This window comes from Aurantiacibacter sp. MUD61 (assembly GCF_027912455.1).
Taxonomy (GTDB): domain Bacteria; phylum Pseudomonadota; class Alphaproteobacteria; order Sphingomonadales; family Sphingomonadaceae; genus Alteraurantiacibacter.
On record NZ_CP115446.1, the window covers coordinates 396,025 to 422,567 of the forward strand.

Annotated in this window: 30 protein-coding genes and 1 riboswitch; of the genes, 18 read left to right on the forward strand and 12 right to left on the reverse strand. The window is 60.5% G+C overall.

Translation table 11 applies throughout. The features are described from left to right. Positions 1–108: 108 nt before the first annotated feature. Both O2N64_RS01875 and O2N64_RS01880 read left to right on the forward strand, forming a co-directional pair. Positions 109–459, forward strand: coding sequence for a hypothetical protein (locus tag O2N64_RS01875; protein WP_271078602.1), 351 nt, complete (start codon positions 109–111; stop codon positions 457–459). A gap of 77 nt (positions 460–536) precedes the next feature. Further along, complete coding sequence (locus tag O2N64_RS01880; RefSeq protein WP_271078603.1) at positions 537–1,226, forward strand: D-Ala-D-Ala carboxypeptidase family metallohydrolase; 690 nt, start codon at positions 537–539, stop codon at positions 1,224–1,226. Positions 1,227–1,238: 12 nt separating this feature from the next. Here the strand turns inward: O2N64_RS01880 and O2N64_RS01885 are convergent, their stop codons facing one another. Both O2N64_RS01885 and O2N64_RS01890 read right to left on the reverse strand, forming a co-directional pair. Continuing rightward, positions 1,239–1,622 (reverse strand): hypothetical protein, encoded by a 384-nt coding sequence (locus O2N64_RS01885; RefSeq protein ID WP_271078604.1) that lies wholly within the window; start codon positions 1,620–1,622, stop codon positions 1,239–1,241. Beyond that, positions 1,622–1,822 (reverse strand): hypothetical protein, encoded by a 201-nt coding sequence (locus tag O2N64_RS01890; RefSeq protein WP_271078605.1) that lies wholly within the window; start codon positions 1,820–1,822, stop codon positions 1,622–1,624. Before O2N64_RS01890 ends, O2N64_RS01885 begins: the two co-directional genes overlap by 1 nt. A 119-nt stretch (positions 1,823–1,941) precedes the next feature. Between O2N64_RS01890 and O2N64_RS01895 the strand changes: the two genes are divergently transcribed. Together O2N64_RS01895 and O2N64_RS01900 are read left to right on the forward strand one after the other, a co-directional pair. Further along, positions 1,942–2,415, forward strand: a complete 474-nt coding sequence (locus tag O2N64_RS01895; RefSeq protein ID WP_271078606.1) for a YaiI/YqxD family protein — start codon at positions 1,942–1,944, stop codon at positions 2,413–2,415. A gap of 96 nt (positions 2,416–2,511) precedes the next feature. Beyond that, on the forward strand, positions 2,512–2,643 hold the full coding sequence (locus tag O2N64_RS01900; RefSeq protein ID WP_271078607.1) for a hypothetical protein: 132 nt from the start codon (positions 2,512–2,514) through the stop codon (positions 2,641–2,643). Positions 2,644–2,647: 4 nt separating this feature from the next. On the opposite strand, the gene O2N64_RS01905 is transcribed toward O2N64_RS01900, so the two are convergent. The 5 genes from O2N64_RS01905 to thiC all read right to left on the reverse strand — a co-directional run bounded on the left by O2N64_RS01905 (position 2,648) and on the right by thiC (position 7,015). Further along, positions 2,648–2,827, reverse strand: a complete 180-nt coding sequence (locus O2N64_RS01905) for a hypothetical protein (RefSeq protein WP_271078608.1) — start codon at positions 2,825–2,827, stop codon at positions 2,648–2,650. Between the two features lie 32 nt (positions 2,828–2,859). Next, positions 2,860–3,270: a nuclear transport factor 2 family protein gene (locus tag O2N64_RS01910; protein ID WP_271078609.1), complete on the reverse strand. Its 411-nt coding sequence runs from the start codon at positions 3,268–3,270 to the stop codon at positions 2,860–2,862. A gap of 88 nt (positions 3,271–3,358) precedes the next feature. After that, complete coding sequence (locus O2N64_RS01915; protein ID WP_271078610.1) at positions 3,359–4,378, reverse strand: phosphorylase family protein; 1,020 nt, start codon at positions 4,376–4,378, stop codon at positions 3,359–3,361. A 12-nt stretch (positions 4,379–4,390) separates the two neighbouring features. After that, a complete protein-coding gene (locus O2N64_RS01920) occupies positions 4,391–4,906 on the reverse strand; it encodes a hypothetical protein (protein WP_271078611.1) in 516 nt (171 codons plus the stop codon). Positions 4,907–5,140: 234 nt separating this feature from the next. Beyond that, positions 5,141–7,015 (reverse strand): phosphomethylpyrimidine synthase ThiC, encoded by a 1,875-nt coding sequence (gene thiC, locus O2N64_RS01925; RefSeq protein ID WP_271078612.1) that lies wholly within the window; start codon positions 7,013–7,015, stop codon positions 5,141–5,143. Between the two features lie 33 nt (positions 7,016–7,048). Next, a riboswitch (TPP riboswitch) is annotated at positions 7,049–7,154 on the reverse strand. Between the two features lie 122 nt (positions 7,155–7,276). On the opposite strand from thiC, the gene O2N64_RS01930 reads away from it, so the two are divergent. Next, positions 7,277–9,130, forward strand: a complete 1,854-nt coding sequence (locus O2N64_RS01930; RefSeq protein ID WP_271078613.1) for a hypothetical protein — start codon at positions 7,277–7,279, stop codon at positions 9,128–9,130. 8 nt (positions 9,131–9,138) lie between these two features. Here O2N64_RS01930 and O2N64_RS01935 read toward each other — a convergent pair whose 3' ends face one another. After that, positions 9,139–9,735, reverse strand: coding sequence for a DUF2585 family protein (locus tag O2N64_RS01935; protein WP_271078614.1), 597 nt, complete (start codon positions 9,733–9,735; stop codon positions 9,139–9,141). A 187-nt stretch (positions 9,736–9,922) separates the two neighbouring features. Here O2N64_RS01935 and O2N64_RS01940 point away from each other — a divergent pair, with 187 nt between their 5' ends. The 3 genes from O2N64_RS01940 to O2N64_RS01950 are packed head-to-tail and all read left to right on the forward strand — an operon-like array spanning position 9,923 to position 12,827. Continuing rightward, positions 9,923–11,521 (forward strand): AbgT family transporter, encoded by a 1,599-nt coding sequence (locus O2N64_RS01940; protein ID WP_271078615.1) that lies wholly within the window; start codon positions 9,923–9,925, stop codon positions 11,519–11,521. A gap of 2 nt (positions 11,522–11,523) precedes the next feature. Continuing rightward, positions 11,524–12,198, forward strand: a complete 675-nt coding sequence (locus tag O2N64_RS01945) for a DUF6445 family protein (protein WP_271078616.1) — start codon at positions 11,524–11,526, stop codon at positions 12,196–12,198. Between the two features lie 14 nt (positions 12,199–12,212). Beyond that, entirely contained in the window at positions 12,213–12,827 is a 615-nt protein-coding gene (locus O2N64_RS01950; RefSeq protein ID WP_271078617.1) for an SOS response-associated peptidase family protein, read from the forward strand. Between the two features lie 14 nt (positions 12,828–12,841). On the opposite strand, the gene O2N64_RS01955 is transcribed toward O2N64_RS01950, so the two are convergent. After that, entirely contained in the window at positions 12,842–13,339 is a 498-nt protein-coding gene (locus tag O2N64_RS01955; RefSeq protein ID WP_271078618.1) for a hypothetical protein, read from the reverse strand. A 172-nt stretch (positions 13,340–13,511) separates the two neighbouring features. Here O2N64_RS01955 and O2N64_RS01960 point away from each other — a divergent pair, with 172 nt between their 5' ends. After that, positions 13,512–13,901 carry a hypothetical protein gene (locus O2N64_RS01960; protein ID WP_271078619.1) on the forward strand — a complete coding sequence of 130 codons (390 nt, stop codon included), beginning with the start codon at positions 13,512–13,514 and terminating at the stop codon, positions 13,899–13,901. A gap of 19 nt (positions 13,902–13,920) precedes the next feature. Here O2N64_RS01960 and O2N64_RS01965 read toward each other — a convergent pair whose 3' ends face one another. Then, complete coding sequence (locus O2N64_RS01965; protein ID WP_271078620.1) at positions 13,921–14,868, reverse strand: MBL fold metallo-hydrolase; 948 nt, start codon at positions 14,866–14,868, stop codon at positions 13,921–13,923. A 44-nt stretch (positions 14,869–14,912) separates the two neighbouring features. Further along, on the reverse strand, positions 14,913–15,497 hold the full coding sequence (locus O2N64_RS01970) for a hypothetical protein (protein WP_271078621.1): 585 nt from the start codon (positions 15,495–15,497) through the stop codon (positions 14,913–14,915). A 143-nt stretch (positions 15,498–15,640) separates the two neighbouring features. On the opposite strand from O2N64_RS01970, the gene O2N64_RS01975 reads away from it, so the two are divergent. Together O2N64_RS01975 and O2N64_RS01980 are read left to right on the forward strand one after the other, a co-directional pair. Further along, positions 15,641–17,668 (forward strand): alpha/beta hydrolase family protein, encoded by a 2,028-nt coding sequence (locus tag O2N64_RS01975; RefSeq protein ID WP_271078622.1) that lies wholly within the window; start codon positions 15,641–15,643, stop codon positions 17,666–17,668. A 78-nt stretch (positions 17,669–17,746) separates the two neighbouring features. Then, a complete protein-coding gene (locus O2N64_RS01980; RefSeq protein ID WP_271078623.1) occupies positions 17,747–18,259 on the forward strand; it encodes a hypothetical protein in 513 nt (170 codons plus the stop codon). Here the strand turns inward: O2N64_RS01980 and O2N64_RS01985 are convergent. Continuing rightward, positions 18,256–19,167 (reverse strand): MipA/OmpV family protein, encoded by a 912-nt coding sequence (locus O2N64_RS01985; RefSeq protein ID WP_271078624.1) that lies wholly within the window; start codon positions 19,165–19,167, stop codon positions 18,256–18,258. The genes O2N64_RS01980 and O2N64_RS01985 overlap by 4 nt on opposite strands. Before the next feature lie 129 nt (positions 19,168–19,296). Here O2N64_RS01985 and crtY point away from each other — a divergent pair, with 129 nt between their 5' ends. The 7 genes from crtY to O2N64_RS02020 all read left to right on the forward strand — a co-directional run bounded on the left by crtY (position 19,297) and on the right by O2N64_RS02020 (position 26,535). Then, complete coding sequence (gene crtY / locus O2N64_RS01990; protein ID WP_271078625.1) at positions 19,297–20,511, forward strand: lycopene beta-cyclase CrtY; 1,215 nt, start codon at positions 19,297–19,299, stop codon at positions 20,509–20,511. After that, positions 20,508–22,004: a phytoene desaturase gene (locus O2N64_RS01995; RefSeq protein WP_271078626.1), complete on the forward strand. Its 1,497-nt coding sequence runs from the start codon at positions 20,508–20,510 to the stop codon at positions 22,002–22,004. Before crtY ends, O2N64_RS01995 begins: the two co-directional genes overlap by 4 nt. Continuing rightward, on the forward strand, positions 22,001–22,582 hold the full coding sequence (locus tag O2N64_RS02000) for a TIGR00730 family Rossman fold protein (protein ID WP_271078627.1): 582 nt from the start codon (positions 22,001–22,003) through the stop codon (positions 22,580–22,582). Before O2N64_RS01995 ends, O2N64_RS02000 begins: the two co-directional genes overlap by 4 nt. Positions 22,583–22,641: 59 nt before the next feature. Further along, on the forward strand, positions 22,642–23,664 hold the full coding sequence (locus O2N64_RS02005) for a phytoene/squalene synthase family protein (protein WP_442866747.1): 1,023 nt from the start codon (positions 22,642–22,644) through the stop codon (positions 23,662–23,664). A 72-nt stretch (positions 23,665–23,736) separates the two neighbouring features. Continuing rightward, positions 23,737–24,204 (forward strand): hypothetical protein, encoded by a 468-nt coding sequence (locus tag O2N64_RS02010; protein ID WP_271078628.1) that lies wholly within the window; start codon positions 23,737–23,739, stop codon positions 24,202–24,204. Continuing rightward, positions 24,204–24,605, forward strand: coding sequence for a hypothetical protein (locus O2N64_RS02015; protein WP_271078629.1), 402 nt, complete (start codon positions 24,204–24,206; stop codon positions 24,603–24,605). The genes O2N64_RS02010 and O2N64_RS02015 overlap by 1 nt, the downstream gene beginning before the upstream one ends. Then, positions 24,595–26,535: an acetyl/propionyl/methylcrotonyl-CoA carboxylase subunit alpha gene (locus tag O2N64_RS02020; protein ID WP_271078630.1), complete on the forward strand. Its 1,941-nt coding sequence runs from the start codon at positions 24,595–24,597 to the stop codon at positions 26,533–26,535. Before O2N64_RS02015 ends, O2N64_RS02020 begins: the two co-directional genes overlap by 11 nt. The last annotated feature ends 8 nt before the right edge of the window (positions 26,536–26,543 follow it).

Here is a 26,543-nt window from a genome sequence, read left to right on the forward strand (position 1 = left end):
TCCCATCCTGTAGGAAAGTCTTTCTGCCTTTTGCTCTGGCTATCAACAGCTTGACGTGTAAGCTCCCCGCAGCCGCTCACCATGGGCGGCGACACAAAGGGGGAATACATGTCACACTGGCAGATGGGCACAGAGCCCGACAGCAAAGGCAATCGCGACCTGACGATCGACATCCAGACGGATGATTCAGTCGGCACGCTGAAAGGCACGGTGACCTTTCAGGACAGGCCGTATTCGGTGACAGGCCATTGGGCAGCGGAAGGCTCTGTCCCGGGGCGCAACTATTCCTGCCTCGCCATGTGCGGACCGGATCATGATCCCGCTCCCGAAATGCTGACACTCTCGGGTACGCTTGTGGGCAAGGGCTATGCCCCGGACTCCATCCAGGCCAATGTCACCCGCACCGATTCCAAAACCGGCCTGCAATATGGCTATGGCGGCAAATTGCTGCCGATGTAGCACCGGCCTCGCTCGCCGTGTGAAACTCAGGCAAAGCAAAGCCTTGCAATCCCGGGGGCATGCGGTGAACAGGCACCATGCGAATGGCGAAATTCCTGCGGCGAGCGATTGCCTGGACGTTGCTCGGCGTTGCGGCCGTGCTCGCCCGGGAGCACCGCGATACGCTGCTGCGTGAAATCGTCGCTCCGCTGCCCGGCGCGGCAGATTCGCGGCTGGCTTTCGAGGGATGGCTGGAGGAGGACCCGGCGCGCGGCGAGGAATTTGCGCGCTTCACTGCCTTTCTCGCTGAGGAGGGCGTGGCCGATGTAGTCGAGCCTTGGCAGCTCATGCGCATCGACAGCTATTACGCGCGTGAATGCGAGGTGGAGCCCTTCACCATTCCGCCAGAGGAGCTGTGGCCCAATGTCCTCCCGGCCCTGCGGCTGGTGAGGGACGAGGTCGTGCCCACGGTAGGCCCGGTCAGCGTCCTGTCATCCTACCGCACGCCCGAACTCAACGCCTGCGCCCGCGGGGCGAGCCGTTCCAACCATCTCGAATTCTCCGCCCTCGATCTCGCAACGGAGCCGCGCCGGAGGGGCGAAGACCTCTACCGCGAATTATGCGCCATGCACGATGCGGCCGGCCCGGAAAGCCGCATGGGCCTCGGCGCCTATTACGATCCGGCTGACGAGGGTTTTGCGGGAGGCAGGTTTCACGTGGACGGCGAAGGCTATCGCAGCTGGGGGCGGAGCTACACCTCGGCGACCAGTCCTTGCAGGGTGTTTTAGAAGGCGGCGAAGTCAGGCGGTCTCATCGCCCGAACCGGTGCGCGATCCTCCGCCCCCCGCCATCAAATCGCGCTGCGCCTTCATTTCGGCCCGCATTTCGGTCGCCTGCAGATGCAGCGCCTTGGAAGAAATGCCGATCTCGCGGCTCGACTGGAAGAAGCCCAACACCAGCCAGAAGAAGGCAAGCGGACTGAAGACGCCGCCCAGAAAATCGCCCAGCTCATTCAGCGCAAGATTGGCCGGGTTCTGCCCCTGCACGATCAGGTAGATCACTAGCCCGCCAAGATAGGCGCCGGTAAGGACGAAGCCGATGCGCGGCAAATGGCGCCGCCGCTTCTCCTCATCCTCCAGCAGGCGAGTGACGAGAGGCATGCCGTTTTCGTCGTGCTCGCCCATCAGTCTCTGTTGCGCCGATCATCGGGCTCCCTGGCGACGCCTTTGAACGGCTCGCCATCGGATTTCACGTCGAGGAATTCGCCCGCATCCTCGCCATCGGACCGGTCGCGCTTCACCCACTTGCCGGTATCCGGATTCCAAACCTGCGTCCGATCGTCGACAGAGCCGATACGGTGGCCCTCCCCGGTATTCTTAGCCATGTCGTTTCTCCTTGGGACATCAACGGGCGGGGATTCCCGGTGGTTCCGGGGCCGGGCCGGGATTCACGCCCGTGCGGCACGCGCTGGTGTGCATCCCGGCAGCCCGCTACGCCCGGAGCATGAACCAACGCGTCACCATACTTGTCGATGCCGATGCCTGCCCTGTGAAGGAGGAAATCTACCACGTGGCCGAGCGGCACAAGGCCCATGTCCGTGTGGTCAGCAACAGCCCCTTCCGCGTGCCGACGAGCGAGCGGGTCAAGCGCGTGATGGTGGGCGATGGCTTCGACGCGGCGGACGACTGGATCGCGCAAGAAGCGGGCGAGCGCAGCGTGGTGATCACCGCCGACATCCTGCTGGCCGAACGCTGCCTGAAAGCGGGCGCGACAGTGCTGCGACACGACGGCCGCGCATTCGACGCCGCCAGCATCGGCAGCGCGATTGCCACACGCGCGATCATGCAGGACCTGCGCGCCGGGATGGACGGCCCGCTCGGCGCAGCCGGAGGCGGCCCGCCACCGTTCACCAAGGCGGATCGGTCGAATTTCCTGCAAGCGCTGGACCGGGAACTGGTAAAACTGTCACGCGGCTGAAGTGCGGATGGCGGGGAGCCAGTCCGGTTTCGCTATCTATTCCCTGCAATCGGTCCATAGTGCGTCCGGGGCATTCCGCTCCGATTGGAAAAGACCATGGCCAAAGGCCAGCAGAAGAAGAGTCGAGAGAACCGCAAACCCAAGCAGGAGAAGGTAAAGACCAACGCCTCCAACCCCAGCGTGAAGCCGGGCGCGATCAAGGGACTGGAGAATATGCGGAACAGTTGAGGGCCTAGCCCTCCTCGCGCTCGACCAGCGGCTTGCCCTTCCTGGCCTTGTGGTCAGCCAGCAGCCGGTCGATCTCGGCAATCCGCAACCGCTGCGGCGTATCGCGCTTCAGCCCCTTGAGGCGGCATTCGCCCCACAGCTTGCGACGTTCGGATTCGAGGTTTTTCAGGTAAAGATCGGCCATGGCGGCGCTATGGGCGCGTTTGAGCGCGGTGGCTAGTCACCCCGTCCCAGCGCCTTGTCCGCGAGCACGGTGTCCATATACTCGCGCACTTCGACGATCTTGCCGTCCGCCATGCGGAAGACGAAGCAATAGTCATTGTCGTAGCGGTTGCCCTCGACCGTCTGAGCATCCCCCTTCGCCAGCACGACGACATGGTCGCCATCGGCCAGGATCAGCTCGGGAATGTTGAGGTAGGGCCCCGCAAAGCGCGCAAACAACGGCCCCACCAGATCCCGCTCGACCGCCGCAAGCCCCTTCGCGTGCTTCGACCACGCCGAAGATCCCATCACCCGCCACTCGATGTCCTCATCGAACAACGGCATGAATTGCGACGGGTCCCCGTGGCGGAGACCTTCGAAAGCCTTGGTGATGAGGGCGCGGTTGGTTTCTGTGGGTTGGGTCATATGATCTTGGCCGAGATTTGAGTAACGGCAACAAAATTCTTAAGCCTTCAGCAAATCGCAGAAACGAATTGCAGATATCGCACAGTCGTTAAGTTAATCTGGGTGTCTTGAAAGAATGCGCTTTGAATTGCTCATGAAGATAATCGAGGCCAACTTGTACGGCGCGCTGGGTTGCAAGTCTTCTCATGTCCCCTTTGCTCGACTTGTCTTGCGACTCTTTTCCGGCGGCCAGATCGCTTATACCTCTAACCGCTACCGCATGTGTACCTTGGCTAATCCGGCTTATGTCTTGGAACGCCGAGAAAAAGCCAAATGATTCCATGTCTACCGCCAAGAGCTTCGAGTTGTCCCAGCGACACCGCTCGTTAAACTCCGACGGATTGTTCAGATGATAAAAATCCATATCCCAGCAATCATTTTTCTCAAGCAAGTAGTTTAAATACTCAGACGAATCTAAGACCATGTTTGAGCCGAGAATAGACCCGGAATGCAGAGAAAAATCGCGCGCGCACTTTTCTCCAAACTCTTCCTCTCTTCTCATCATAAACTTGTCGATGCTGAATTCTTCGCTATCACGATTGATAGACTGCCTCACATAACGGTAAAAACTTCCCGAAAACCGAGTGTCTCTTCCGTCCAAAAGTTGTTTTTCACCGTCTCTATGCTGGCTCACTTGATCAGTGAAATTTGGATCACAAACTTTGCTAGCATCCGTTGGCATCAAAGTTTTGATGACTGAGTTGTCACAGTCTTTTATCTTGTCTGGCGCGTAGTACTTTACGTGGGCAGAAATGACCACGTCACCTAGCTTCACGCTCTTGTGATCTAACGAGCCAGATATTCCAATGAGCAATGCGTATGCCGGCGCGCTCCCCTGAGCCACAGAGGAGCCGACAAATGCCGCAGATCGAGTATTTCCCATCCCATGAATTAGATAAACGGTTCCTTCGCGACCTTTGCCATGGCCATTACCGAGTTTGTAAAGAAATCTTGTCCGCTTGGCATCGATATCGGACTTAGAGCCTTTAAAGGTCCCATTGGCCTTTAACACATCCAGAGCTGCTCCCAATTCTTCTGGAAGAGCGACAAAAATCGCAAAATCAGACACAAACCCTCCGCTTTATGAAAACTGTATTATATTCAATTCGTCACAAGCGAGTTGAAAGTCAGCATCTTTGGATAGATGGGACACCCAATTGTCTGGTAAATCTGAGACAAAGTATTCGACTTCTAAGCACCCGAACTTCAAGAAAGACAGCTCGACCTCACTGAAAAACTTTCGCCGCAAAAAGCTTTGCAGCAAGAGCGGTTTCACCAAATGCTCTTCACGGACACTCAAGACTTCGTCGCCCTCTGCGTTTTTTTCGTACCTGAATGGAGTCACATTCATTACGAAACGACAAAGTTTATCAGAATCTTGACGGTACTTTTTGCTATTGCGAGATATTTGGATTTTATGGGGCCGGGACAGGTATGCAAACAACAAGACCTGAGCGAATTCTCGAGTGCTTACATTCTCTGCGCTAGCAAAGGCTTTGAAGCGTCGCGTGATAGCTCGGCCACCCGCTTTCTCATTCTTTCGAAACCGCTGAGAATTGCGAAACGCAACCTCAAAATCTTGCTGATCCAGCAGCATCGCCCCTCCCGAAAACCGCTAAAGATTTCATGAGAAGCTGATGATTCAAAATCATCAGCACGTCAAATCTGACAGACCTTTCTTCATGATTTTTCCTCATCTGAGTCAAATCGGCAACACACAACAACTGAGCATTTGCATGAAAATGTCGCTTAAGCTTGGGTGGTGAGACTTAGGTGATGCTGCACTGGATTGACGGCGACTCCTTCATACCAGCCATGGCTTATGCAGCTATTACCCCTCCGGCACATACAAATCCCCACCCTCACGGTAGCGGCGGGACATTTCCTCCATCCCCTCTTCCGCGTTTTCGCGCGCTTCGGGCGGGGTTTCGCTCTTCACGTTTTCGCTCGCCAGGTAGCTCTCGCTGTTCTGCTTCGCGGCGAAGTCGCGCACTTCCTGGGTGATCTTCATCGAGCAGAATTTGGGGCCGCACATCGAGCAGAAGTGGGCGGTTTTCGCGCCTTCTGCGGGGAGGGTCTGGTCGTGATATTGCTCGGCGGTGTCGGGGTCCAAGCTGAGGTTGAACTGGTCGCGCCAGCGGAATTCGAAGCGGGCTTTCGACAGCGCGTCGTCCCGCACCTTGGCCGCCGGGTGGCCCTTGGCGAGGTCGGCGGCGTGGGCGGCGAGTTTGTAGGTCACCACGCCCACTTTCACATCGTCGCGGTTGGGCAAGCCAAGGTGTTCCTTGGGCGTCACGTAGCAGAGCATCGCCGTGCCGTACCAACCGATCTGCGCCGCGCCGATGCCGCTGGTGATGTGGTCGTAACCCGGCGCGATATCGGTGACGAGCGGCCCGAGCGTGTAGAACGGCGCCTCGCCGCACGCCTCCAGCTGCTTGTCCATGTTCTCCTTGATCTTGTGCATCGGCACGTGGCCGGGGCCTTCGATCATCACCTGCACGTCCTGCTCCCAGGCGCGCTTGGTGAGTTCGCCCAGCGTGTAAAGCTCGGCGAACTGGGCTTCGTCATTGGCGTCGGCGATGGAGCCGGGGCGCAGGCCGTCGCCCAGCGAATAGGCGATGTCGTAGGCCTTCATGATCTCGGTGATCTCGTCGAACTTCTCGTAGAGGAAGCTCTCCTTGTGATGCGCGAGGCACCATTTCGCCATGATCGAGCCGCCGCGGCTGACGATGCCGGTGACGCGCTTGGCGGTCATCGGGACATAGGGCAGGCGCACGCCCGCGTGGATGGTGAAATAGTCGACGCCCTGTTCCGCCTGCTCGATCAGCGTGTCGCGGAAGATGTCCCATGTGAGGTCCTCGGCAATGCCGCCGACCTTTTCCAGCGCCTGGTAGATCGGCACGGTGCCGATGGGGACGGGGCTGTTGCGGATGATCCATTCGCGCGTGTCGTGGATGTTGCGGCCGGTGGAGAGGTCCATGACGGTGTCCGCGCCCCAGCGGATCGACCAGACCATCTTGTCGACTTCATTCGCCACATCCGATGCCACGGCAGAGTTGCCGATATTGGCATTGATCTTGACGAGGAAGTTGCGCCCGATCGCCATCGGTTCGCACTCGGGGTGGTTCACGTTGGAGGGAATGATCGCCCTGCCCCTCGCCACTTCGTCGCGGACGAATTCGGGCGTGACGTAATCGGGGATCTCGGCGCCCCATGACTGGCCACCATCGCGGTCGACGTCCTTCAGCGCCGCGCGGCCGAGGTTTTCACGCTCGGCGACATATTCCATTTCCGGCGTGATGATGCCTTGGCGGGCGTAGTGCATCTGGCTGAGGTTCTTGCCCGGCTTGGCGCGATAGACCGTCTTCGCGACATTGGGGAAGGCAGGCACGCCGCCCGAACGATCCGGGCCGAGCTGGCCGTTGTCTTCCGGCTTGATTTCGCGCGCATCATATTCCTCGATATCGCCGCGTTCGAGCTGCCATTCGCGCCGCAGCTTGGCGAGGCCAGCGCGGATATCGATGGTGGCATCGGGATCGGTGTAGGGGCCGGAGGTGTCGTACACCCGAACCGGCGGCTCGCCAGCGCTAGGCTCGAGGTCGATCTCGCGCATGGCGACCTTACGGTCTCCGACATGGATCTTGCGCGATCCGCGGATCGGTCCGGTGGTGACGCCGATGTCGAATTTGCTGTTGATGTCGGCCATGTCTGCACTCTCCTCAAGGCGGAGAGCAGGCTTCGGTTGCCGTCAGCCCACTCCCTCCGCCGATGCTAATCGGTTCAGGTTCAACGGGTCGACGGACTTGAACCGCCCTCTCAGCCTCATGGCTCCCCGGGGATGGCATTGGTGTAGGCGCGTTTGGCGTTCCGGGCAAGGCGATGCGGATGGTGGCGAACTTGACGCGATATTTCGCCGAGTTAACATGAGTTTACACAGGCACGCTAAAGCACGTGAAAAGGGGGATAGATGAGCGACGAACCGAAGGCCGTGGCGCCATACAAAATGGGCGAGGAAACCTACGCGGACCTCGCCGCGCTGGCCGCAGGCATGGCCGAGAACCACGAACTTGCGAGCGAACATTTGGAACGCGGCTATATCCAGAAATGGATCGAGGAAGACCTTCGCGAGTACGATGCGCGGATCGCGCTGGATAAACTTCTCGAGGAGAATTTCACAGATCTCGCCCTGTTTGAATTCGCACTGCGATATGCGCCCGACTGGACGCCGGTCATCGAAGGATTCCGGGTCGAGGCGGAGTTTCTGGACGAATATTTCCCGCAGCTTCTCAAAGACGATTACGTCGTCTCCACGAACGAGCTCGTCCAGTTTGCAGCAAGGCTCTACAGCTGGGGCGTGCTTACCGATGAACGCGTTTCCAAAGGTAATGCCGAACGATGGGCGGCCATCGACGCGGCATGGCGTCGCGAGTTTCACGAATCGATGCTGACCCATGGCGAAACGCTACTCTACCGTTCCTTGTGGAAGGCACCCGGCAATTCGCTGGAGGGCTTCCTGATGCCCGACCGCTATCTGGAACTGGTGATGGCGCGGGCTGCTGCCGATGCGCCCGATCACGACCCGGAGGAATTCGAGACGTTGAAGTCGATGATGGCTTCGAAGGAAAAGCTCGCCCTGCTGGCCGAATTGTGGGCGTCGGACGATCCGGTGGCGCACCAATCCCCGCGGCTCAAGGTCGAGGACGGCCTCTATTACAACGCGGCGAAGGAACGCGCGTGGTTCGTCGATATGGTCGAAAGCGATGCCGTACGTACGCCGGGGCGTGAAGCGGAACTGCACACGGCGGCGAAAATTGCGGCGCGGCAACAGAACGATGTCGAGCATGCAGAAACGATGGCGCTCGCACAGTCAGCAACGGCAGCTGGCGGAGACAGCAATTTCTTCACCCGGCTTGGCGAGAAGGTTTCGGAACTCGATCCGAAAATTCGCGCAGGCCTGTTCGCTGCGATGGTTTTCATACCCATGATATTCTACGACAGTCGCGGCGACGGAGCGACGTGGTGGTTGCTGACCTGGGCGGGACTTGCCGCCACCATCGGAATGGGTTCGATGCGCCCGCTTCCGGTGAAGCCTACCCACAAGTGGATCGACGTGCTGGGCGCCGGCGGCATCGCTCTTGTCCTCTTCGCTTATTTTGAAGGCGACATTCAGGCATCGTCCTTCGTATTCGAAGCCATCTTGGCGTCAGCGGCAGGAGCGGCAGGCTTTTTCTGGAGCCAGTTGGGCGCTTTCCGCGCAAATTTGCTGGCACGCGAGGTGAAGAAAACGCAAAGCTCGGCCGATCCCAACGACACACAACGTATCACGCCTGATGCTCTGGCAACGGTCTTCTTCCCCGAGCGCATTCTCGACATTCCGTTTGCGCAGCGAACCCCGAAACAGCGCGAATTTGCCGCGGCCCTGCAAACGGGCCACTCGGACACTACCGGCCTTGCGCGGTTTGCGGACAGGCGAAGCCCTGCCGCGCCCAATCATGGCGATGGGCTCTCGACCAATATCGGCGGCTTCAACGTGGCCAGCGACGGCACGACCACAATGCAGCTGATGGACGGCGTCTCCATGGACACCAAAGGTAACTGGAACATGCGTGTGGTGGATGGTGTGACGATCCATAATGACGGGAAACACACCGTCAGCATGGGCGGTTTCGACGTTCGCAGCGACGGCCAGATCAGCACGTCGATCGGCGGCGTCCGGGTGTCGAGTGGCGGCGAAAAAAAGGAAGAGAAGAAGAGCTGGCTCGATCCCAAGGAAGAGACCGACTGGTTCGGCAACAAAACCAAGAAGGGTTGGTTCGACTGAGTTCTGGCCTACTCCACCCCGCCTTCGGCCTGCCATTCGGCAATCGCTTCGATCGGGAACAGCAGCATTATGACGTTCAGCGTCAGCCCGTCGCGCACCACATAGGCGGCGACCAGTTCGCCGATAATCGCCAGCGCCACCGTGACCTTCACCGGCAGGCGTAGCGCGAGCCAGAAGCCGAAGGCCATCCAGCCGATATCGGCGGCGGAGTTAAGGACGCTGTCGCCCGAATAGCCGAAGTTCGCCGTAACCGAGCGGAAGCGGTTGATGACCATTTCGGTGTTTTCGAGGATCTCCCACGCGGCTTCCAGGAACACCGCCAGCGGCAGGCCCCAGCGCGCAGCATTCTCACCGCCGAACTCTCGCCGGACGAACAGCCACCAGCCCAGCGCGTAGAAAAGCATTCCGTGGATGATGTGGCTGGGCGTGTACCAGTCGGTGATATGCTGGCTGTTGCCAGCATCGTTGATCTGCCCGTGCCACACCTTCACATAGCCGCACTCGCAGATGGGCGGACGGTTCATCGCCAGCAGGACGACCACGGTGACAATGGTGATGCCGAGCGAGACGAGGATCGTGCGCCGGTTCGGAACGAGTTTGCCCATGGCGCCTGACTGCCGCTCATGGGCGGGCTTGGCAAGCAAACCATGCGGCGAAGATAGGATCGATCAGCCGGCTTCTGTATCGTTCGGCGCAGGTTCAGGCCATGGGCGCTTGGTTGCCCCCTCTTGCGCCGCCTGACAGGACCGCTAGGCAGGCGCGCTCACTTTGCTCACTGCACGGATCGCCCGCATGACCGAATTTCCCACATCGACAGACGAATACAAGGAAGGCAAGCGCAATGCCTTCACCCGCTTCCTCGATGGGGTGGAATGGCTGGGGAATTTGCTGCCGCATCCGGTAACGCTATTCGCCCTGCTTGCCTTGGGCATCGTGCTGCTGTCCGGCCTGTTCGGCTATCTTGGCGTGGCGGTGGTCGATCCGCGTCCCGCTGGCGCTCCGGGCGTGGCAGAGGATGGCATGATCCGCGCGGTCAGCCTGCTCGATGGCGACGGGGTGCGGCGCATCTTTACAGGGCTGGTCGACAATTTCACCGGCTTTGCACCGCTGGGCGTGGTGCTGGTCGCCATGCTCGGCGTCGGCGTGGCGGAGAAATCGGGCTTGCTGAGCGCCGCCGTGCGCAGCCTCGTGATGGGCGCGCCGCCCAAGCTGGTGACGGTCGCGATCGTCTTCGCAGGCATCATTTCCAACACCGCATCCGAAGTCGGCTATGTGGTGCTGATCCCGCTTGGCGGGGCGATCTATTATGCGCTGGGGCGCCATCCACTTGCAGGTATGGCGGCGGCCTTTGCGGGCGTTTCGGGCGGCTATTCGGCGAACCTGCTGATCGGTACGATCGACCCGCTGCTCGCCGGTATCACACAGGAAGCAGCCCAATTGATCGATCCGGATTATACCGTGCTGGCGACCGCGAACTGGTATTTCATGTTCGCCTCCACTTTCCTTGTCGCGATCATCGGCTCGCTGGTCAGCATCTACATCGTCGAGCCGAAACTCGGCAAATACGATGCCAGCAAAGCCGATCCGACGATCCTCGACGATGGCATGATGAAGCCGCTCGACGATAATGAGCGCAAGGGGCTGCGCTGGGCGGGCATCGCGCTGCTCGGCGTGCTGGCGCTGATGGCGATTACGCTCGTTCCCGATTGGGGCATCCTGCGCAATGCCGAGGATGGCGACCGGATGGATTCGCCTTTCTTCGATGGCTTTGTCGTCTGGATCCTCATTTTCTTCGTCACCATCGGTTATGCCTATGGCCGCGCGACCGGCACGATGAAGACAGACCGCGATGTGATCGATGCGATGGCCGCGGCGCTTGGCTCGCTCGGCCTCTACATCGTGCTCGTGTTCTTCGCGGCGCAGTTCGTGGCGTTCTTCGGCTGGACCAATCTGGGCGCGATCACGGCGGTGACGGGCGCGAACTTCCTTGTCGAAACCGGCATGACGGGGCCGACCGTATTCTTCCTCTTCATCCTGCTGTGCGCGATCATCAACCTCTCGCTCGGCAGTGCGTCGGCGCAATGGGCGGTGACCGCACCGATCTTCGTGCCCATGCTGATGCTGATCGGCTACTCTCCTGAAGCCATTCAGGCGGCCTATCGCATCGGTGACAGCACGACCAATATCATCACCCCGATGATGAGCTATTTCGGCCTGATCCTCGCCTGGGCGACGCGGTACCAGAAGGATCTCGGCGTCGGCACGCTGATCGCGATGATGCTGCCCTACACGATGTTCTTCATCTTCTTCTGGTCGATCTTCTTCTACCTGTGGACCTTCGTGCTCGGCATTCCGGTTGGCCCGGGCTCTCCGACATATTACACACCGTAACGATGCAGCCGCAGGTCACCGTCCATCGCTTTGGCAACGAAGCCGAGCCCGTCGTGCAAATCGACGGGTTCAGCGGTATGGCGGGCGAGTTACTGGAGCGCGGACGGGCGGCGACCTATCAGGATGCCGGCGCCATGTATCCGGGGCTGCGCAGCTGGTGCGAGCCCGATTACCTCGACCGCAACCGGGCGCTGATGTTTCAGGCGCTGCAGCAGGTGTTCGGCTTCCGGCAGGGCATCAGTCTCGATGTCTCCACCTTTTCACTCGTGACGACGCCGCCCGCCGATCTCGCTCCTATCCAGCGCATCCCGCATTACGATCACGGCGAGGGCAATATCGTCGCCATCATGCATTACCTGCTTGGCCCGGAAACGGGCGGCACTGCCTTTTACCGGCACAAGCGCACCGGCTTCGAGACCATCACGCCAGAGCGCGAAGCTGCCTACAACGCCGGACTGGAAGCGGATGAGGCCGAATTCGGCCTGCCGCCCGAAGTGTATTACTATGGTGATACCGATCGCTACGAGTTGATTGGCGAAGTCAAAGCGCAGCCCGACCGGCTGATCCTTTATCGCGGGCGCGTGCTGCATTCGGGCGTGATCCCTGAGCCCGAAAAGCTGACCACCGATCCTGCAACGGGACGGCTGACGATCAACATGTTCCTGACCGGGCGGTAAGCCAGCCTGCGCCTATGACGATGCTCTACCGTCTCGATGCCGATGCGGCGGCAATTGGCGATGCTTTCGGGGTCGACGCAGGCAATGACCCGTGGAGCGGCGGGCACGTGGCCCCGGCCAGCTTCGCGCCCATAATCACAGCCGGTCGCGAGTTCATTGCAGGCCCTGCCAAAGGTCGGCAGCCCTGGCGCATGGTGCCCCGGCTGTGGGGTGTCCCTCCTCCGCCGAGCGCGCACGAAGCCGCGCGGCCGGTGCTGAGCGTTCGCAATACGCAGAGCCCATTCTGGGTCGGCAATCTGCGCAATCCGGAATTCCGCTGCCTCGTGCCTGCCACCGGCTTCATGGAATGGGGCCGCGTGGGTCCGGACGGAAAGCGCCGCCAGCACTGGTTCGCGTGCGCCGACCAGCCGGTGTTCGCCATGGCGGCGGTATGGAAAGACAGCGAAGCCCCCGGCTTCGCGTTGATGAGCGCCGCTCCCAATGCGGTTCTCAAACAGGCCGGCCGTGATGCGATGCCCGCGATCCTGCCGCCCGACCGGGGTGCGTGGGCCATATGGCTGCATGGCGGCTGGGACAAAGCGGAAAAGTTGCTGCAGCCCTATTCCAGCTCACTGATGCGCGAAGCCTGACAAGCGGATCGGTCCTAGAAGGATGCCCTCAAGCCCAGCGCGTAATAGTCATCACCCGCATTCGCCTTGATGCGAATGCGCGGAGCAATGGGGAAGCTGACCGTGCCATACGGCTGGACATCATCGCCGCTATATCGGCCTCCGACGCCGAGTTCTGCGCTGCCCAAAATGGTGTAGGTCGCTTCGAGCCGGGCGTAGGCGCGAATTTCGGTGTTGTCGCAATCCTCGCTGTCGGCAAATTGACCATTGCTCAGATCGCGACAAATTTCCGTGCCGCCCGCGATAGTCTCCGTGCGGTAACGATCATTCTCGCCAGCATAGATCAGCACACCGCCACCTGGGCGTAGCGTGAATCCGGGCACCATTGCGATATCGTATCCTGCGCCCAATTCTACGCCCCATTGGGAATCGGCGCGTGCGGCATTGCCTTCCACGACGATTTGCGCAGCGGCGGGAGCGGATATCGCGCAAAGGCACGCAGCGGCAGACACAGACAAAATGATAAATTTCATGGCGATATTCCCCTCTTTCCCAATCCTTATCGCGGCAAACGGATGATGACTATTACGTTTTTACGCGTGGGAGGCTTCGCAGAAGCTCGAAGAATTGATCTTCTGCGCTGACTTGCCAAGCGCAGAGCTAAGGCTAATCTGCCTCTGAGAGAATTGATCGAGGGGGAATTTCATGCGCTATCGTGTCGCCGCCATCCTGCTGTCCGCCAGCCTTGTCGCTTGTTCGCAGGACCCTGCAACAGATGAGGGCGACACCGCCATGAGCAACGAAGGTCAGGACGCGATTGCCGAAGCGCCGCAGCCTGCCGAGCCGGAAGCTCCCGCACGGGAGACGATTTCCGGCGACCTTCTCTATATCGCGCTCGATACCGACCCGGCAGTCGCTCAACTGGAAGATGAGCCGATCATCCTCGAACTCGCCAACGATCATCTGGAAGCCATCCTCGACGAGTGGGGCGGCGTGGGAACTCCGCTGACGCTCAGCTGTGAAAGGTCCGATCCCTTCACTGGCGATGATGGCATCACCTATCAGGTGTATGTCGACTGCCAGCTGCCAAGCTGACCGGACTAGCTTCACGGCCTCAAAGACAAAACCGGTCCCCGCGCCGCGCGACGTTGAAGCCGCGCTCTGCGACCTCGCGGCTTTCCGGCGAGTTCGGGTCGCGGATCGGGTTGGTGTGGTTGTAATGAATGAAGTGAACCTTGGCGCGCTCGCTGGCGGGCAGGTCTTGCAGCAAATCCATTGTCTCGGTCACGCGCGGATGTGGGATTTCTGACATGTCCCGACCGGGCAGCTCGTTATCGTCCCAGAAGGTGGCGTCGATGAAGACATGGTCGGACCGGTCCAGCATCCTGTCGAACATGGGTCCGTTCGCGCCGGTCCATCCTTCCCAGCTATCAATATCAGGAAGATAGAGCGCCGATCGACCTTCCAGCATGATATAAAGCCCAACGGTCTCCGAAAATTCATCACGGTGCGGGACCGGAAGAGCGACTACCACCAAGCTTGGGCTGAGTGCGACCGCTTGCACCGCATCGCCCGAACCTAAGCCGATCAACTCGATATTCTCCAGTTCCACAAGCTGGCTCCATGGCCCATTGCTGATGAGAAATTCTGCCAAGCGCGGCATTGCGTAGACGGGAATCCCGCTCGCACCAGCTGCCTCTCGCCCGAAATAGGCGAGGCCGAGATAATGGCCTATATGCGCATGGGTGAGGAACACGCCGTCCACGCCCAGCCCGTCTTGCGGCGGCGCTATGCTGTCTAGCATCGCGAGCTGTTCGGTGATGGCAGGGGTCGCATCGAAAAGGTATCGCGTGCCCTCGACCCAGTCGATCAGCGCAAGACTGCTGGGCAAAAGGCGTGGTCCGTCGTTACCTGCATTGCCGATCTGCGGCGCGCCCGCATCCTGACCTGCGCCGAGCACGACGATCTCGTAGTCACACGGTGCTTCTGCATCCTGTGCAAAAGCAGGAACTGCAAAGGCCAGGCTCAACACCGCCAACCCTGATACGCTTGCTTTGATCATTTTAGCGCCCCTCCTGCTGCTGCGGGGGACGCTAGGACATTGGTTCACTCGGCGGAAGGTCGTTTTACAAAGAATAGGGAGAGCGCCAGCAGCGCTGCGGCTGCCGTGCCTGCGCCGCCAGCCGGGAAAGTCAGATCGGTCGCGGGGAAAATCGCGGCGATGTTGAGCGCCATGGCGGCGAGCCCGGCGACACCGGTCAGAGCGCCGACGATCTTGGCGATCCCTTTGCTCCCCCACAGACAGAGCGCCGCTGCCAACGCCGCAAAGCCGATCGCCAGCTTCGCCGCAAAATAGAGCAGGAAGGCCATCGACAGCACCGCCCCGAACACCGGCGCGAGCGCTTCTCCGCCGTCCATCAGCGGGCCGAACATCACCAGACCCATGCCGGACTGAATGGTGTTGAAGATTCCGCCTGCCGCGATCCCTGCCCCGATCAACGGGCGCGCCGGAAGGAGTGCGAGGCCCGCGATAGCCATGAAAGCGAATGTGACCGTCTCGATCCCCCACAGAATATCGCGCGGGGGCGTGCCGCCACTATTGCTGATGGCGATGTAGATGATCTGCGTGATCACCGTGATCAGAAGTGCGATCGCCGCCATTCGTGCAGCGGCGGTAAAGGTGGATTGCATTACGAATATTCCTCAAAGCGCGTTCGCGCCTGTCTTCGCCTGCACCCGCGTGCCGGTTACATCTCCGGATCGCATTTGATCTCCCGGCGTTGATCGCTATGTCTCGTTTCATCCGAAACTTACCCTTCGAGAGGAATACCCGCATGAATATGTTTCGCCCCGCACTGATGGCATCGGCGCTGGCGCTTCCCTTCACTCCCGCGCTCGCGCAGGATGTGATGACTCCGGAAGATGTCGCGCGTGTTGAAAGCACCGGCACCGTGGCCGTTTCCGGTGACGGCACCAATATCGCTTACACCCGCGTTCATCGCCCCGATGTCACTCAAGGCGAGGCCAATGGCACCGCCGGCCAGCAGCTGATGCTAGCGAATGGTCCGATGATGGCGACAGCATATCTGCCCGAAGACATGCGCATTTCCGGCGTCGATTTCACGCCCGATGGCAGCATGATCACTTTCCTGTGGACCGACAATGGCGGTGACCGCGCCGTCTACGGCGTGCCGGTTGGCGGCGGTGCCTATCGCATGCTCGCGACGGTCGAGGATGCGCCGGTCTATTCCTACGACTTCAGCCCCGATGGCAGCCAGGTCTACATGCTGGTCGGCCCTGCCCCCGATGAACAGCGCGCCGCCGAACGCAGCGCCGGTTTCGATGCGCAGATCTATGAAGAAGAGCTGAGCTTCAACCGCATGTTCGTCGCCAATGTGGGCATGGAAGTGGACGAGAACCCGCGCGAAATCACCGTGCCGGGCTATGTCGACAGTTTCGAAATTTCGCCCGATGGATCATGGGCGATGATCACCAGCGCGCCGACGCCGCTGATCGACGACAGCTACACCTCGAAGCGTCCGCACATCCTGAACCTTGCGACCGGCGCGATCACCACGGTGGAAACGCCCGGCAAGGTCGGCGATATCGAGATTTCGCCTGACGGCACCCAGCTTTCGATGATCGCGGGCGTTGCGGACAATGATCCGGCGGACACGACGTTGCACCTCGTCGATGCGATGACGGGCGAATATCGCGCGCTCAACGCCGGCGCTGCAGAGGCCGCCGTGGATGCTGAGTGGATGGCAGATGGCCGTCTTGCTACGATCATCCACACCGGCGTGCAGAGCAGCCTGCGCTTCTACAGCGACGATGGCGACATGATGGAAGAGGTCGATACCGATGGCCTGATCCTCACCAGCATCGAACAGGGCGGCAATCTGCTCGCGGTAGAGGCGAACTCGCCCGAGCACCCGAACGAACTGTTCATGTTCGATGGCAATGGCTTCCAGCGCTGGACGGATCACAATCCGTGGCTCGCCAACATCGCCATGGGTGAGCAGCGCGCCTACACCTACAGCGCACGTGATGGTCAGGAAATCGAAGGCGTGCTGATCGAGCCGGTTGGCGGCGTTCCTGCCGGCGGCGCTCCGCTGATCCTCGACGTGCATGGCGGGCCCGAGGCGCACGAATCGAATGGCTGGGTTACCAATTACTCCGGCCCCGGCCAGGTCGCAGCAGGTCAGGGCTATGCCGTGTTCCTGCCGAACTATCGCGGTTCGACCGGCTATGGCGTCGACTTCGCGCTGCAGCACCAGGGCAATTACACCGACCCTGAATTCGTCGATCTGGTAGATGCGAAATACGCGTTGGCCGAAGCTGGCATTGCCGATCCCGAGCGTGTCGGCGTAACGGGCGGTTCCTACGGCGGCTATGCCACCGGCTGGAGCAGCACCTATTATTCGGACGAATTCGTTGCCGGCGTGATGTTCGTCGGTATCTCCAACCAGATCAGCAAGGTGGGCACCGGCGACATTCCGTATGAAATGTTCAACGCGCACGCGCAGAGCTGGCCGTGGGACAATTGGCAGGAATGGCTGGAAATCAGCCCGATCTACTATGCCGACCGCGCCGATACGCCGCTGCTGATCATGCACGGTGACAGCGACCCGCGCGTCCACCCCTCGCAGAGCCTCGAGCTTTATCGCAATATCAGCATCCGCCGTCCGGACACTCCGCTGCGGCTGGTGTTCTATCCGGGCGAAGGCCACGGCAATGCCCGCGCAGCTGCGCAATATGACTACAATCTGCGCATGATGGAGTGGTTCGACACCTATCTGAAGACCGGTGACCGCGATGCCGAAATGCCGACACCGCGTCCCGATCTGGGTCTCGACGACTAAGCAAACCTTCGCTTAACCGCGTCGGCGTATAAGGGCCGCCTCACCGCTAAAACGGGAGGCGGCCTTTTGCGTGGAATTTTGGGAATAACGATCGGCGTTGCCTTCGTCGCGCTCGCGCTCGATTTCGTCCGCGTGGAAGAGAGCATGCCGCTTCTTTTGCGCTGGTTTGTCGGTCTAATGGGAGCGATTGTTGCATTCGCCAGCTTCGCCCACCTTCGCCTGCGATTTCGCCGCCACCTTGCCTATTCCAATGGCCGGGAGAAGCGCGGGACTGTGCGCCTTCGTGGCCGATGGGATAGCGAAAGCGGCTCAACCGTCGTCAGCTTTACCAAAGGCAAGGATGAATGGGTGATGGGAGTCGACCAGGGCACAATCACTGCTCTGCGCGATGCCGGCCCCGAAGGCCTGCCCGCCACCGCCTATTTCGGTGAGGACGAGCGCATTTACGGTCTGGATGTGGCGGGCAAACGCGCGATGCCCCTTTCCGCCGGCGTGCCGCTGAAAGGCAAGATGCGCGAACGGATCGAAGGCGCGGAACGGCGCTTTTCCCGGCTGGCCGAAAAACACGGCCAGCCTGAGACGAAGTCCTAGAGCCCGAAGGTGTAGGTCAGTCCGATTGCGGCGAGGAACTGGTCTTTTGAACCGCGAATGGTCGTGAAGGGCGTATTGGCCGCATCGCCTACCAGACGCGAATATCCGCCGAGCAGGATCACGCCGAAGCCGCCATTGGTCGCATCGCCATCAAGGTCGAAGCCCATCAACAAATTGACGCCCACCGAGGTGAAGCCTGAACCGTCGGGCTCATAGGCAGGCAGCGCATCATCGTCCGGCACGAGCGTGTTCAGGGGATCGACGCGGAAATAATAGTCCTGGAAACTTTCATCCGCCCATTCTGCATTGAATGAGAGATTGGCGATGATGCCGCGGCTGAGCGGCGTCGTATAGGAAACCGACGGACTGATAACGGTGCCTTCATGGGCGCCGGCAACATCGAACATCACATCGGTGGAGAAGCTGAGCGTATCTACGGGGATCAGGACGCCGGGAATGCTAATCCCCACGCTCGGCCCGACTTCGACTGCGCGATCGAGCTCGCCATACTGGATGACGACTTCGTCTTCGATGTCCTCTGCCCGGTTGTTGCGCAGCCGCGCAGACACACCAAGATCGAGCCCGATGCCTTCACTGGGATTTTCGATGAAGTCCACCCGCAGTCCAGCCGCGCGCGGAGTAATCTGCACACCGCCGATATTGCCCAAGGCGACGGGCAGGACCGACAGCACATAATCGTCCGAGCCGGTGTAGGACGGGGTAAAGGCACCGCCCACGCCAACGGTCAGAAAGTCGCCGCCCAGCACACCCGGATCGAAATTGCGTTCGGGCATCGCCTCTGGAGAACCAGCTTCCTGAGCATCCTGCGCTTGGACCGGAATTGCGACCAGAAGGGCAGCGCTGGAAAGGAGGCTGGCAAAAGCGGCGGTGTGCTTGCGAGTAATCATTATCAGTATTCCCCTGAAACCTTTCGCTTGCAACGTGCCAGACGGCGGGGCGGTTCCAGCCAGACCTGCATCATCATGGACTTGTGACCATCATTGCGCCGCAACACCATTCCGCTAAGGCGTTACGCGATGAGCGGGCGCATATGCGATATAGCGATTGTGGGCGGCGGCCTTTCTGGCGGCCTGATCGCGCTCGCGCTGGCTTGGCATCGGCCGGAATTGCGCGTGCGACTGATCGAGAGCGGGCCTGCGCTCGGCGGCAATCACCGCTGGAGCTGGTTTTCGACCGATCTCTCGCCCGAAGGCAATGCCCTGATGGAGCGTTTCCGCAAGACCACGTGGGACGATGGATATGCCATCCATTTCCCCGATCTGAAGCGAGAGCTGGATGCAGGCTATCTCTCGCTCACCAGCGAGGATTTTGCCGCTGCACTGGAACGAGAGCTCGCTCCCGGCACGATTCTGACGGGCAAAGAGGTCTCTCGCCTGTCTGCCGATGCGGTGGAGCTGGCGGATGGCACCACCATCACCGCGCGCAGCGTTATCGATTGCCGTGGCTTTGCGCCCTCCTCCCACCTCAATGGCGGTTGGCAGGTATTCATGGGTCGCCATGTGCACACGCCTGAGCCCCACGGCGTGACCAGGCCCATTATCATGGATGCCTGCGTCGACCAGGTGGCCCCGGCCGGCAATGGCGGAGCCTATCGCTTCGTCTATGTCCTGCCTTTGGGCGCGCATGACGTTTTCGTCGAAGACACCTATTATGCCGACCGGCCCGATCTCGATCGCAGCGCCCTGTCAGGCCGGATAGATCAATATTGCCGCCAGCACGGGCTGGGAGGCGAGCCGGTCAGTTTTGAAACGGGCGTGCTTCCCGTCATAACCGGTGGCAATTTCCGTGCGTATCAAGAGGCCACGCGTATACCCGGCGTGACAGTGGCTGGTGGACGCGGCGGATTTGTCCATCCGCTCACCAGCTATACTTTGCCCATTGCGGTCAATGTTGCGCTGGCCATTGTGGAAGATGCCGATCTTCCGGGCGAACAGCTCTCTGCCAAGATCGAAGCGCAGGCGCGCAGGCACTGGTCTGCCATGGGGTTTTACCGCGCGCTCGGCCGCATGCTTTTCATCGGGGCAGAGCCTGAGGATCGATTTCGCATCTTCGAGCGTTTCTATGGCTTGCCCGAACCGCTGATCGAAAGATTCTACGCCGGGCATTCGACATTCCTCGACCGGGCGCGCACGCTGATCGGCAAGCCGCCCATCCCCATCTGGCGCGGCGCGCACGCCCTCTTTTCAAACTCCCCTCCCCTCACTCCGTCCCATCCGAAAGACACTCAATGACCACTCCCGAAGGTAAGACAGCTTGTGTAATCGGCGCCGGTTTCGGCGGCATGGCGCTCGCCATTCGCCTGCAGAGCGCGGGCATCCAGACGACCGTAGTGGAAAGCCGCGACAAACCCGGTGGCCGCGCCTATTTCTGGGAAAAGGACGGCTACACTTTCGATGCCGGCCCGACCGTGGTGACCGACCCCGATTGCCTGCGCGAGCTTTGGGAGCTTTCCGGCCATGACATGGACGAAGATCTCGAGCTGATGCCGGTCACGCCGTTCTACCGGCTCAACTGGCCCGATGGCACCAATTTCGATTATTCGAACGAGGAAGAAAACCTGCGCAAGGAGATCGCCAAGCTCGATCCCGCTGACGTCGCTGGCTATGAAGAGTTTCTCAAATATTCCGCCGCTGTGCATGAGGAAGGCTATGTGAAGTTGGGGCACAAGCCGTTCCTCAACTTCCAGTCCATGCTGAAAGCCGCGCCCGCGCTGATGAAGCACCAGGCCTGGCGCAGCGTCTATTCGATCGTCAGCAAATACATCCGCAATGAAAAGCTGCGTGAGGCGCTGAGCTTCCACACGCTTCTGGTCGGCGGCAGCCCGTTCAAGACGAGCGGCATTTATGCGCTTATTCACAAGCTGGAAAAGGATGGCGGCGTGTGGTGGACGCGCGGCGGCACCAATCGCCTGATCGCCGGGATGGTCCGCCATTTCGAGCGGCTCGGCGGCACGATGCGCGTGGGTGACGGCGTGGAAGAGGTCGAAACCATGGGCGACCGCGCGACGGGCGTTACGACCAAGAGCGGATGGTCAGGCAAATTCGATGCCGTCGCCAGCAATGCAGACATCGTCCATTCCTACAAGGATCTTCTCGGCAAGAGCCATCGCGGCAAATCCTATGGCAAGTCGCTGACTCGCAAGAGCTTTTCACCTTCACTGTTCGTGGTGCATTTCGGCGTCGAGGGCAGCTGGCCGGGCATCCCGCACCACATGATCCTGTTCGGTCCGCGCTACAAAGGGCTGGTCGACGATATCTATGCCAAGGGCGTGCTGCCGTCCGATTTCTCGATCTATCTGCACCACCCGACGGTGACCGATCCCAGCATGGCGCCGGAAGGCAAAAGCACGTTCTACGCTCTCGTTCCGGTATCCCACATGGGCAAGATGCCGGTAAACTGGGACGAAGTCGGCCCGCAGCTGGAAAAGCGCGTGCTCGATGAAGTGGGCCGCCGCCTGATCCCGGACATCCATGATCGGATCACGCACAAATTCCACTATGCCCCGAAGGATTTCTCGCAGGATCTGAACGCTCACCTCGGCAGCGCATTCAGCCTGGAGCCGGTGCTGTGGCAAAGCGCCTTCTTCCGCGGCCACAACCGCGACGACAAGATCCACAATTTCTACCTCGTAGGCGCAGGCACCCATCCGGGCGCGGGTATCCCCGGCGTGGTCGGAAGTGCCAAGGCGACGGCTGGTCTGATGATCGAGGATTTGAGCGCATGAACCGCATCGCCGTCTACTGCGGCTCCGCCACGCCCGAAGATCCACGCTATATGGAGCTCGCCGCGGACGTCGGCCGCACGCTCGCCAAGCGCGGGATCGGCGTTGTTTATGGCGGCGGCAAAGCGGGCCTGATGGGAGCTGTCGCCTATGCCGCGCTGGAGGAAGGCGGGGAAGTGATCGGCATCATCCCGCAGGCCTTGAAGGACATGGAAGTCGCCAATCTCGACTGCACCGAGCTACACGTCGTGGACACGATGCACCAGCGCAAGCAGTACTTCACCGATCTGTCGGATGGGTTCGTCACCCTGCCCGGCGGTGTCGGCACGATGGACGAGCTGTGGGAAGCGATCAGCTGGGCACAGCTGGGCTATCACCAGAGCCCAGTCGGTCTCCTCAACGCATTCGGCTTTTACGATGGCCTGGTCGAATTCAATGCGCATATGGCGAAGGTTGGCTTTGTACGGCCGATGCATCAGGGCATTATGCAGGTGTCCGACACGCTCGAAGGATTGCTCGCCAAGATGGAAGCCTATGAACCGATCAAAACCATTGTGCAGATGAAAGTCGACGATCTGTGAAACGTATCAAGCCGCGTCCCCTCGTTCCGAGCCAGATCCTGCGCTCCACCCCGAAGCAGGTGGGCGGCGGCAGGCCGCGCGCGGCTTTGGTGCGGCGGGCGCGCGAAAGCATCAGGCAGGGATCGAAAAGCTTTTCTGTCGCCTCCATGCTGTTCGACAGGGACACGCGTGAGCGGGCGCATCTGCTCTACGCCTGGTGTCGCCGCTGCGATGATATTGCCGATGGGCAGGATCATGGCGGCGAGCTGAAACTTGACGAGGCTTCCGCGAGAGACCGGGTGGAAGCGATCCGTATCCTCACCCACCGCGCGCTCGATGGTCAGCCGACCGCCGATGTCGCTTTCGATGCGCTCGGCCTTGTGGCTGCCGAAACCGGCCTCACCCGCGAAATGTGCGACGATGTGATCGAAGGCTTCATGCTCGATGCCGAAGGCTGGCGACCGCGCACCGAAGCCGATCTGATGCGCTATTGCTTCCACGTCGCGGGGGCTGTCGGCGTTATGATGGCCCGCGTCATGGGAGTGCCGGCCGATGAGACGGAGACGCTGGACCGCGCCTGCGACCTCGGCCTTGCATTCCAGCTCAACAATATTGCGCGCGATATCTGGGAAGATGACGCGGCGGGCCGCTGCTACATTCCTGAGGAATGGCTGGTGGAAATGGATATTCCCCCTGGCCAGCACATGAAGCCGCAATATCGCGAGCAGCTGGTGACCCTGGCCCGACGGATGACGGACATGGCCGCACGGCACGATGCCGCAGCCCGTGTCGGCGCGATGCGGCTGCGTTTCCGCCAGCGCTGGGCCATTCTTTCAGCCGCCAATATCTATGGCGAGATTGGCCGCGAAGTCTCCGCGCGCAAAGGCGCTGCGTGGGACAGCCGTGTCTACACGACGCTTCCGGTCAAGCTGGGGCTGGTTGGCGCCGCTCTTAAGGAGGCGATCTCCGGCTCCTACCCGCCCGACGAAATGCCCAAATGGACACGCGGCGAACTGATGATGTTGGCGCGCATGGACGGGCCCATTCCCGATGCGGCGATGGAACCGCTGCCGGACGAGGACATTCGCCGCTTGGAGGACTAGTCTTTCGCGGCAGCAGGCGGTTGCATTTGCAACTACGTGCAGGCATTCCGACCGGGTTCGAGGAGAGGCCCTATGCGTAAATTACTGTCCGCTCTGATTGCCGCGCTGGCGATCACGCTGTCCGCCCCTGCATTGGCGCAGGAACAGCACCATGCCGAGGGGCCGATCCAGACAGTCGTCGCATTCATGAACGCTTTCGATGCCAAAGACGAAACGGCGATGGCCGAGCTGCTGGTCGATCAGGCGCCGGTTCTGTTCATCGAAGAGCGTGAGAACGATGACCGGGTCGGCGTGGTCCCGATGAGCGCGCTGGTGCAGAGCATCGCCGCCAACCCTGTGCCTCTGCAAGAACCGATCTGGAACCTGCGCGGCTTCGAAGATGGGCCAGTCGCTGTCGTGACCGCCAATTTCGAATTCCTCATCGATGGCAATCGCAGCCATTGCGGCGTCAATATCTTCACCCTGATGCGGGTGGAGGGCGAATGGAAAATCGCCACCGTCACCTATTCCCACATCACCGAGGGCTGCTCAGAAAACTGATGCACTTGGAAACCGATCTTGCGAACATCGATGATGTGACACATGACCAGCTTCGCGCGGAACTCGCGCGGCTTGGCGATGGCACCGACCGTGCAATCCTGAGCATTGATGGCAGCACATATATCCAGACTGCCGTCTTCGGTAACGGGCTCGTCGTGGAAAAGCGCGAAGGCGGGGGCGAGGAGACGCATTTCCACGCAGTCCCGCGTCACCCGGAGCTGCCGCCAGCAAAGCCCAAGCCGAAAAGGTCGTGGTGGGAAAAGCTGTTTACCCATGACCCGGACCTGACCTCCGAATGCGCTTTCACGCTGGATGAAGTTCAGCAGATTTTTGCCGATTATCTGGCAGGTCGAACCAGCGACCTGCCCAAGCAATGGGACCAGGGTTACTGTGATCGCTAAACTCCTCATCGCCAATCGCGGCGAAATTGCCTGCCGGATCATGCGCACCGCGCGTGAAATGGGCGTGGCGACGGTTGCCGTCTATTCGGATGCCGATGCGAAGGCGCTGCACGTGCGCATGGCGGATGCGGCTGTCCACATCGGCCCCTCGCCTGCTGCGGAGAGCTATCTGGTCGGCGAGAAGATTATCGCCGCGGCCAAGGAGACAGGCGCGGAGGCCATCCATCCGGGTTATGGCTTCCTGTCTGAGAATGCCGGGTTTGCGCAGGCGGTGATCGATGCCGGACTGATCTGGGTCGGTCCCAAACCCTCCAGTATCGACGCGATGGGCCTGAAGGATGCCGCGAAAACGCTGATGCAGGAAGCGGGCGTGCCCGTCACCCCCGGCTATCTCGGCGAGGACCAGTCGGTCGAACGGCTCAAGAAAGAGGCCGATGCCATCGGCTATCCGGTGCTGATCAAGGCGGTCGCGGGCGGCGGCGGCAAGGGCATGCGCAAGGTCGATAGCCCTGAGAATTTCGAAGCCGATCTCGAAAGCTGCCGGCGCGAAGCCAAGGCGAGCTTTTCCAACGACGAAGTTTTGCTGGAAAAGTGGATCACCTCGCCCCGCCATATCGAGGTGCAGGTGTTCGGCGACAGCCACGGCAATGTCGTCCACCTGTTCGAACGCGACTGCTCGCTCCAGCGCCGCCACCAGAAGGTGATCGAGGAAGCACCCGCTCCGGGCATGGATGAGGCAACCCGCGCAGAGATCTGCGCCGCCGCCGTACGCGCCGCCAAGGCGGTCGATTACGAGGGCGCGGGAACGATCGAGTTCATCGCCGACGCCAGCGAAGGCCTGCGCGCCGACCGCATTTTCTTCATGGAGATGAACACCCGCCTGCAGGTCGAGCATCCGGTGACCGAGGAGATCACCGGCGTGGATCTCGTCGAATGGCAACTACGCGTGGCAAGCGGCGAAGAGATTCCGCTGAAGCAGGAGGAGCTCAGCATCGATGGCTGGGCGATTGAAGCGCGGCTTTATGCTGAAGATCCCGCGAAGGGGTTTTTGCCGAGCACGGGGCCACTCACTTACTTTCGCCTCCCCTATTTGAGCCGTCGATCGAAGCAGAGGCGAAATGAGACCGGTGTCGAGCAGGGCGGCGAAATATCTCCGTATTATGACCCGATGATCGCCAAGCTCGTAACCCATGCCGAAAGCCGAGAAGCCGCGATCAATGATCTCCAAGAGATGACCGGCGATGTCATTTGCTGGCCGGTCAAATGCAATGCAGGCTTTCTAAACCTGTTGCTGGATGACGAAGACTTTCGTTCCGGCACAATGGACACCGGTCTCATTGCGGCAAAGTTGGATCAGTTCATCCCAGACGAAGAACCCTCCGAGCGCGTCCTCCAATCCGTCGCCCATTTGGTGATTGACAGGGCTAGAGGAGGTCGACCGGGAGACATTCGCCAAACCTATCTCGAGAACGATCTTGGTCCTTGGGGGAATCTCGGTTTTCGGCTTAATCGAGAAGCTAGACAAATCGTTGTCCAACTGAACGACGGCGCGTCCACACACGAAGTTGTTTTTGCCGAGATCGACATCGACTCCGCAGCATGGGTCGAGAGGACATCTGACGGATATCTCGTCGATGAAGATGGTCAAACCTTTATGCTAACCGAAGCCCGCCACGAAGCAGGCGGCCCCGGAGCCGCCGCCGATGGCGACATCCTCGCGCCCATGCCGGGCAAGGTCATCGCGGTCGATGTGGCGGAGGGTGATGCGGTCACTGCGGGCCAGCGGCTGATGGTGCTCGAAGCGATGAAGATGGAACACGCGCTCACCGCACCTTTCGATGGCGTGGTGGCGGAGCTTTCAGCCAGCCAGGGCGCGCAAGTGCAGGTAGAGGCGCTGCTGGCGAAGGTTGAGGCTGCCGCCACGGATTGAAAATCCGT

Bases quoted from the DNA above. Each gene is read 5' to 3' on its own strand.
- O2N64_RS01920 (WP_271078611.1), bottom strand. From the start codon at position 4,906: ATGCTGCTGGATCAGCAAGATTTTGAGGTTGCGTTTCGCAATTCTCAG.
- O2N64_RS01955 (WP_271078618.1), bottom strand. From the start codon at position 13,339: ATGAAATTTATCATTTTGTCTGTGTCTGCCGCTGCGTGCCTTTGCGCG.
- O2N64_RS01935 (WP_271078614.1), bottom strand. From the start codon at position 9,735: ATGGGCAAACTCGTTCCGAACCGGCGCACGATCCTCGTCTCGCTCGGC.
- O2N64_RS02010 (WP_271078628.1), top strand. From the start codon at position 23,737: ATGCGTAAATTACTGTCCGCTCTGATTGCCGCGCTGGCGATCACGCTG.
- O2N64_RS01895 (WP_271078606.1), top strand. From the start codon at position 1,942: ATGAACCAACGCGTCACCATACTTGTCGATGCCGATGCCTGCCCTGTG.
- thiC (WP_271078612.1), bottom strand. From the start codon at position 7,015: ATGGCCGACATCAACAGCAAATTCGACATCGGCGTCACCACCGGACCG.
- O2N64_RS01930 (WP_271078613.1), top strand. From the start codon at position 7,277: ATGAGCGACGAACCGAAGGCCGTGGCGCCATACAAAATGGGCGAGGAA.
- O2N64_RS01900 (WP_271078607.1), top strand. From the start codon at position 2,512: ATGGCCAAAGGCCAGCAGAAGAAGAGTCGAGAGAACCGCAAACCCAAG.
- O2N64_RS01965 (WP_271078620.1), bottom strand. From the start codon at position 14,868: ATGATCAAAGCAAGCGTATCAGGGTTGGCGGTGTTGAGCCTGGCCTTT.
- O2N64_RS02015 (WP_271078629.1), top strand. From the start codon at position 24,204: ATGCACTTGGAAACCGATCTTGCGAACATCGATGATGTGACACATGAC.
- O2N64_RS01875 (WP_271078602.1), top strand. From the start codon at position 109: ATGTCACACTGGCAGATGGGCACAGAGCCCGACAGCAAAGGCAATCGC.
- O2N64_RS01945 (WP_271078616.1), top strand. From the start codon at position 11,524: ATGCAGCCGCAGGTCACCGTCCATCGCTTTGGCAACGAAGCCGAGCCC.
- O2N64_RS01950 (WP_271078617.1), top strand. From the start codon at position 12,213: ATGACGATGCTCTACCGTCTCGATGCCGATGCGGCGGCAATTGGCGAT.
- O2N64_RS01880 (WP_271078603.1), top strand. From the start codon at position 537: ATGCGAATGGCGAAATTCCTGCGGCGAGCGATTGCCTGGACGTTGCTC.
- O2N64_RS02000 (WP_271078627.1), top strand. From the start codon at position 22,001: ATGAACCGCATCGCCGTCTACTGCGGCTCCGCCACGCCCGAAGATCCA.
- O2N64_RS01905 (WP_271078608.1), bottom strand. From the start codon at position 2,827: ATGGCCGATCTTTACCTGAAAAACCTCGAATCCGAACGTCGCAAGCTG.
- O2N64_RS01985 (WP_271078624.1), bottom strand. From the start codon at position 19,167: ATGATTACTCGCAAGCACACCGCCGCTTTTGCCAGCCTCCTTTCCAGC.
- O2N64_RS01975 (WP_271078622.1), top strand. From the start codon at position 15,641: ATGAATATGTTTCGCCCCGCACTGATGGCATCGGCGCTGGCGCTTCCC.
- crtY (WP_271078625.1), top strand. From the start codon at position 19,297: ATGAGCGGGCGCATATGCGATATAGCGATTGTGGGCGGCGGCCTTTCT.
- O2N64_RS01960 (WP_271078619.1), top strand. From the start codon at position 13,512: ATGCGCTATCGTGTCGCCGCCATCCTGCTGTCCGCCAGCCTTGTCGCT.
- O2N64_RS01890 (WP_271078605.1), bottom strand. From the start codon at position 1,822: ATGGCTAAGAATACCGGGGAGGGCCACCGTATCGGCTCTGTCGACGAT.
- O2N64_RS01995 (WP_271078626.1), top strand. From the start codon at position 20,508: ATGACCACTCCCGAAGGTAAGACAGCTTGTGTAATCGGCGCCGGTTTC.
- O2N64_RS01885 (WP_271078604.1), bottom strand. From the start codon at position 1,622: ATGGGCGAGCACGACGAAAACGGCATGCCTCTCGTCACTCGCCTGCTG.
- O2N64_RS01940 (WP_271078615.1), top strand. From the start codon at position 9,923: ATGACCGAATTTCCCACATCGACAGACGAATACAAGGAAGGCAAGCGC.
- O2N64_RS01970 (WP_271078621.1), bottom strand. From the start codon at position 15,497: ATGCAATCCACCTTTACCGCCGCTGCACGAATGGCGGCGATCGCACTT.
- O2N64_RS01910 (WP_271078609.1), bottom strand. From the start codon at position 3,270: ATGACCCAACCCACAGAAACCAACCGCGCCCTCATCACCAAGGCTTTC.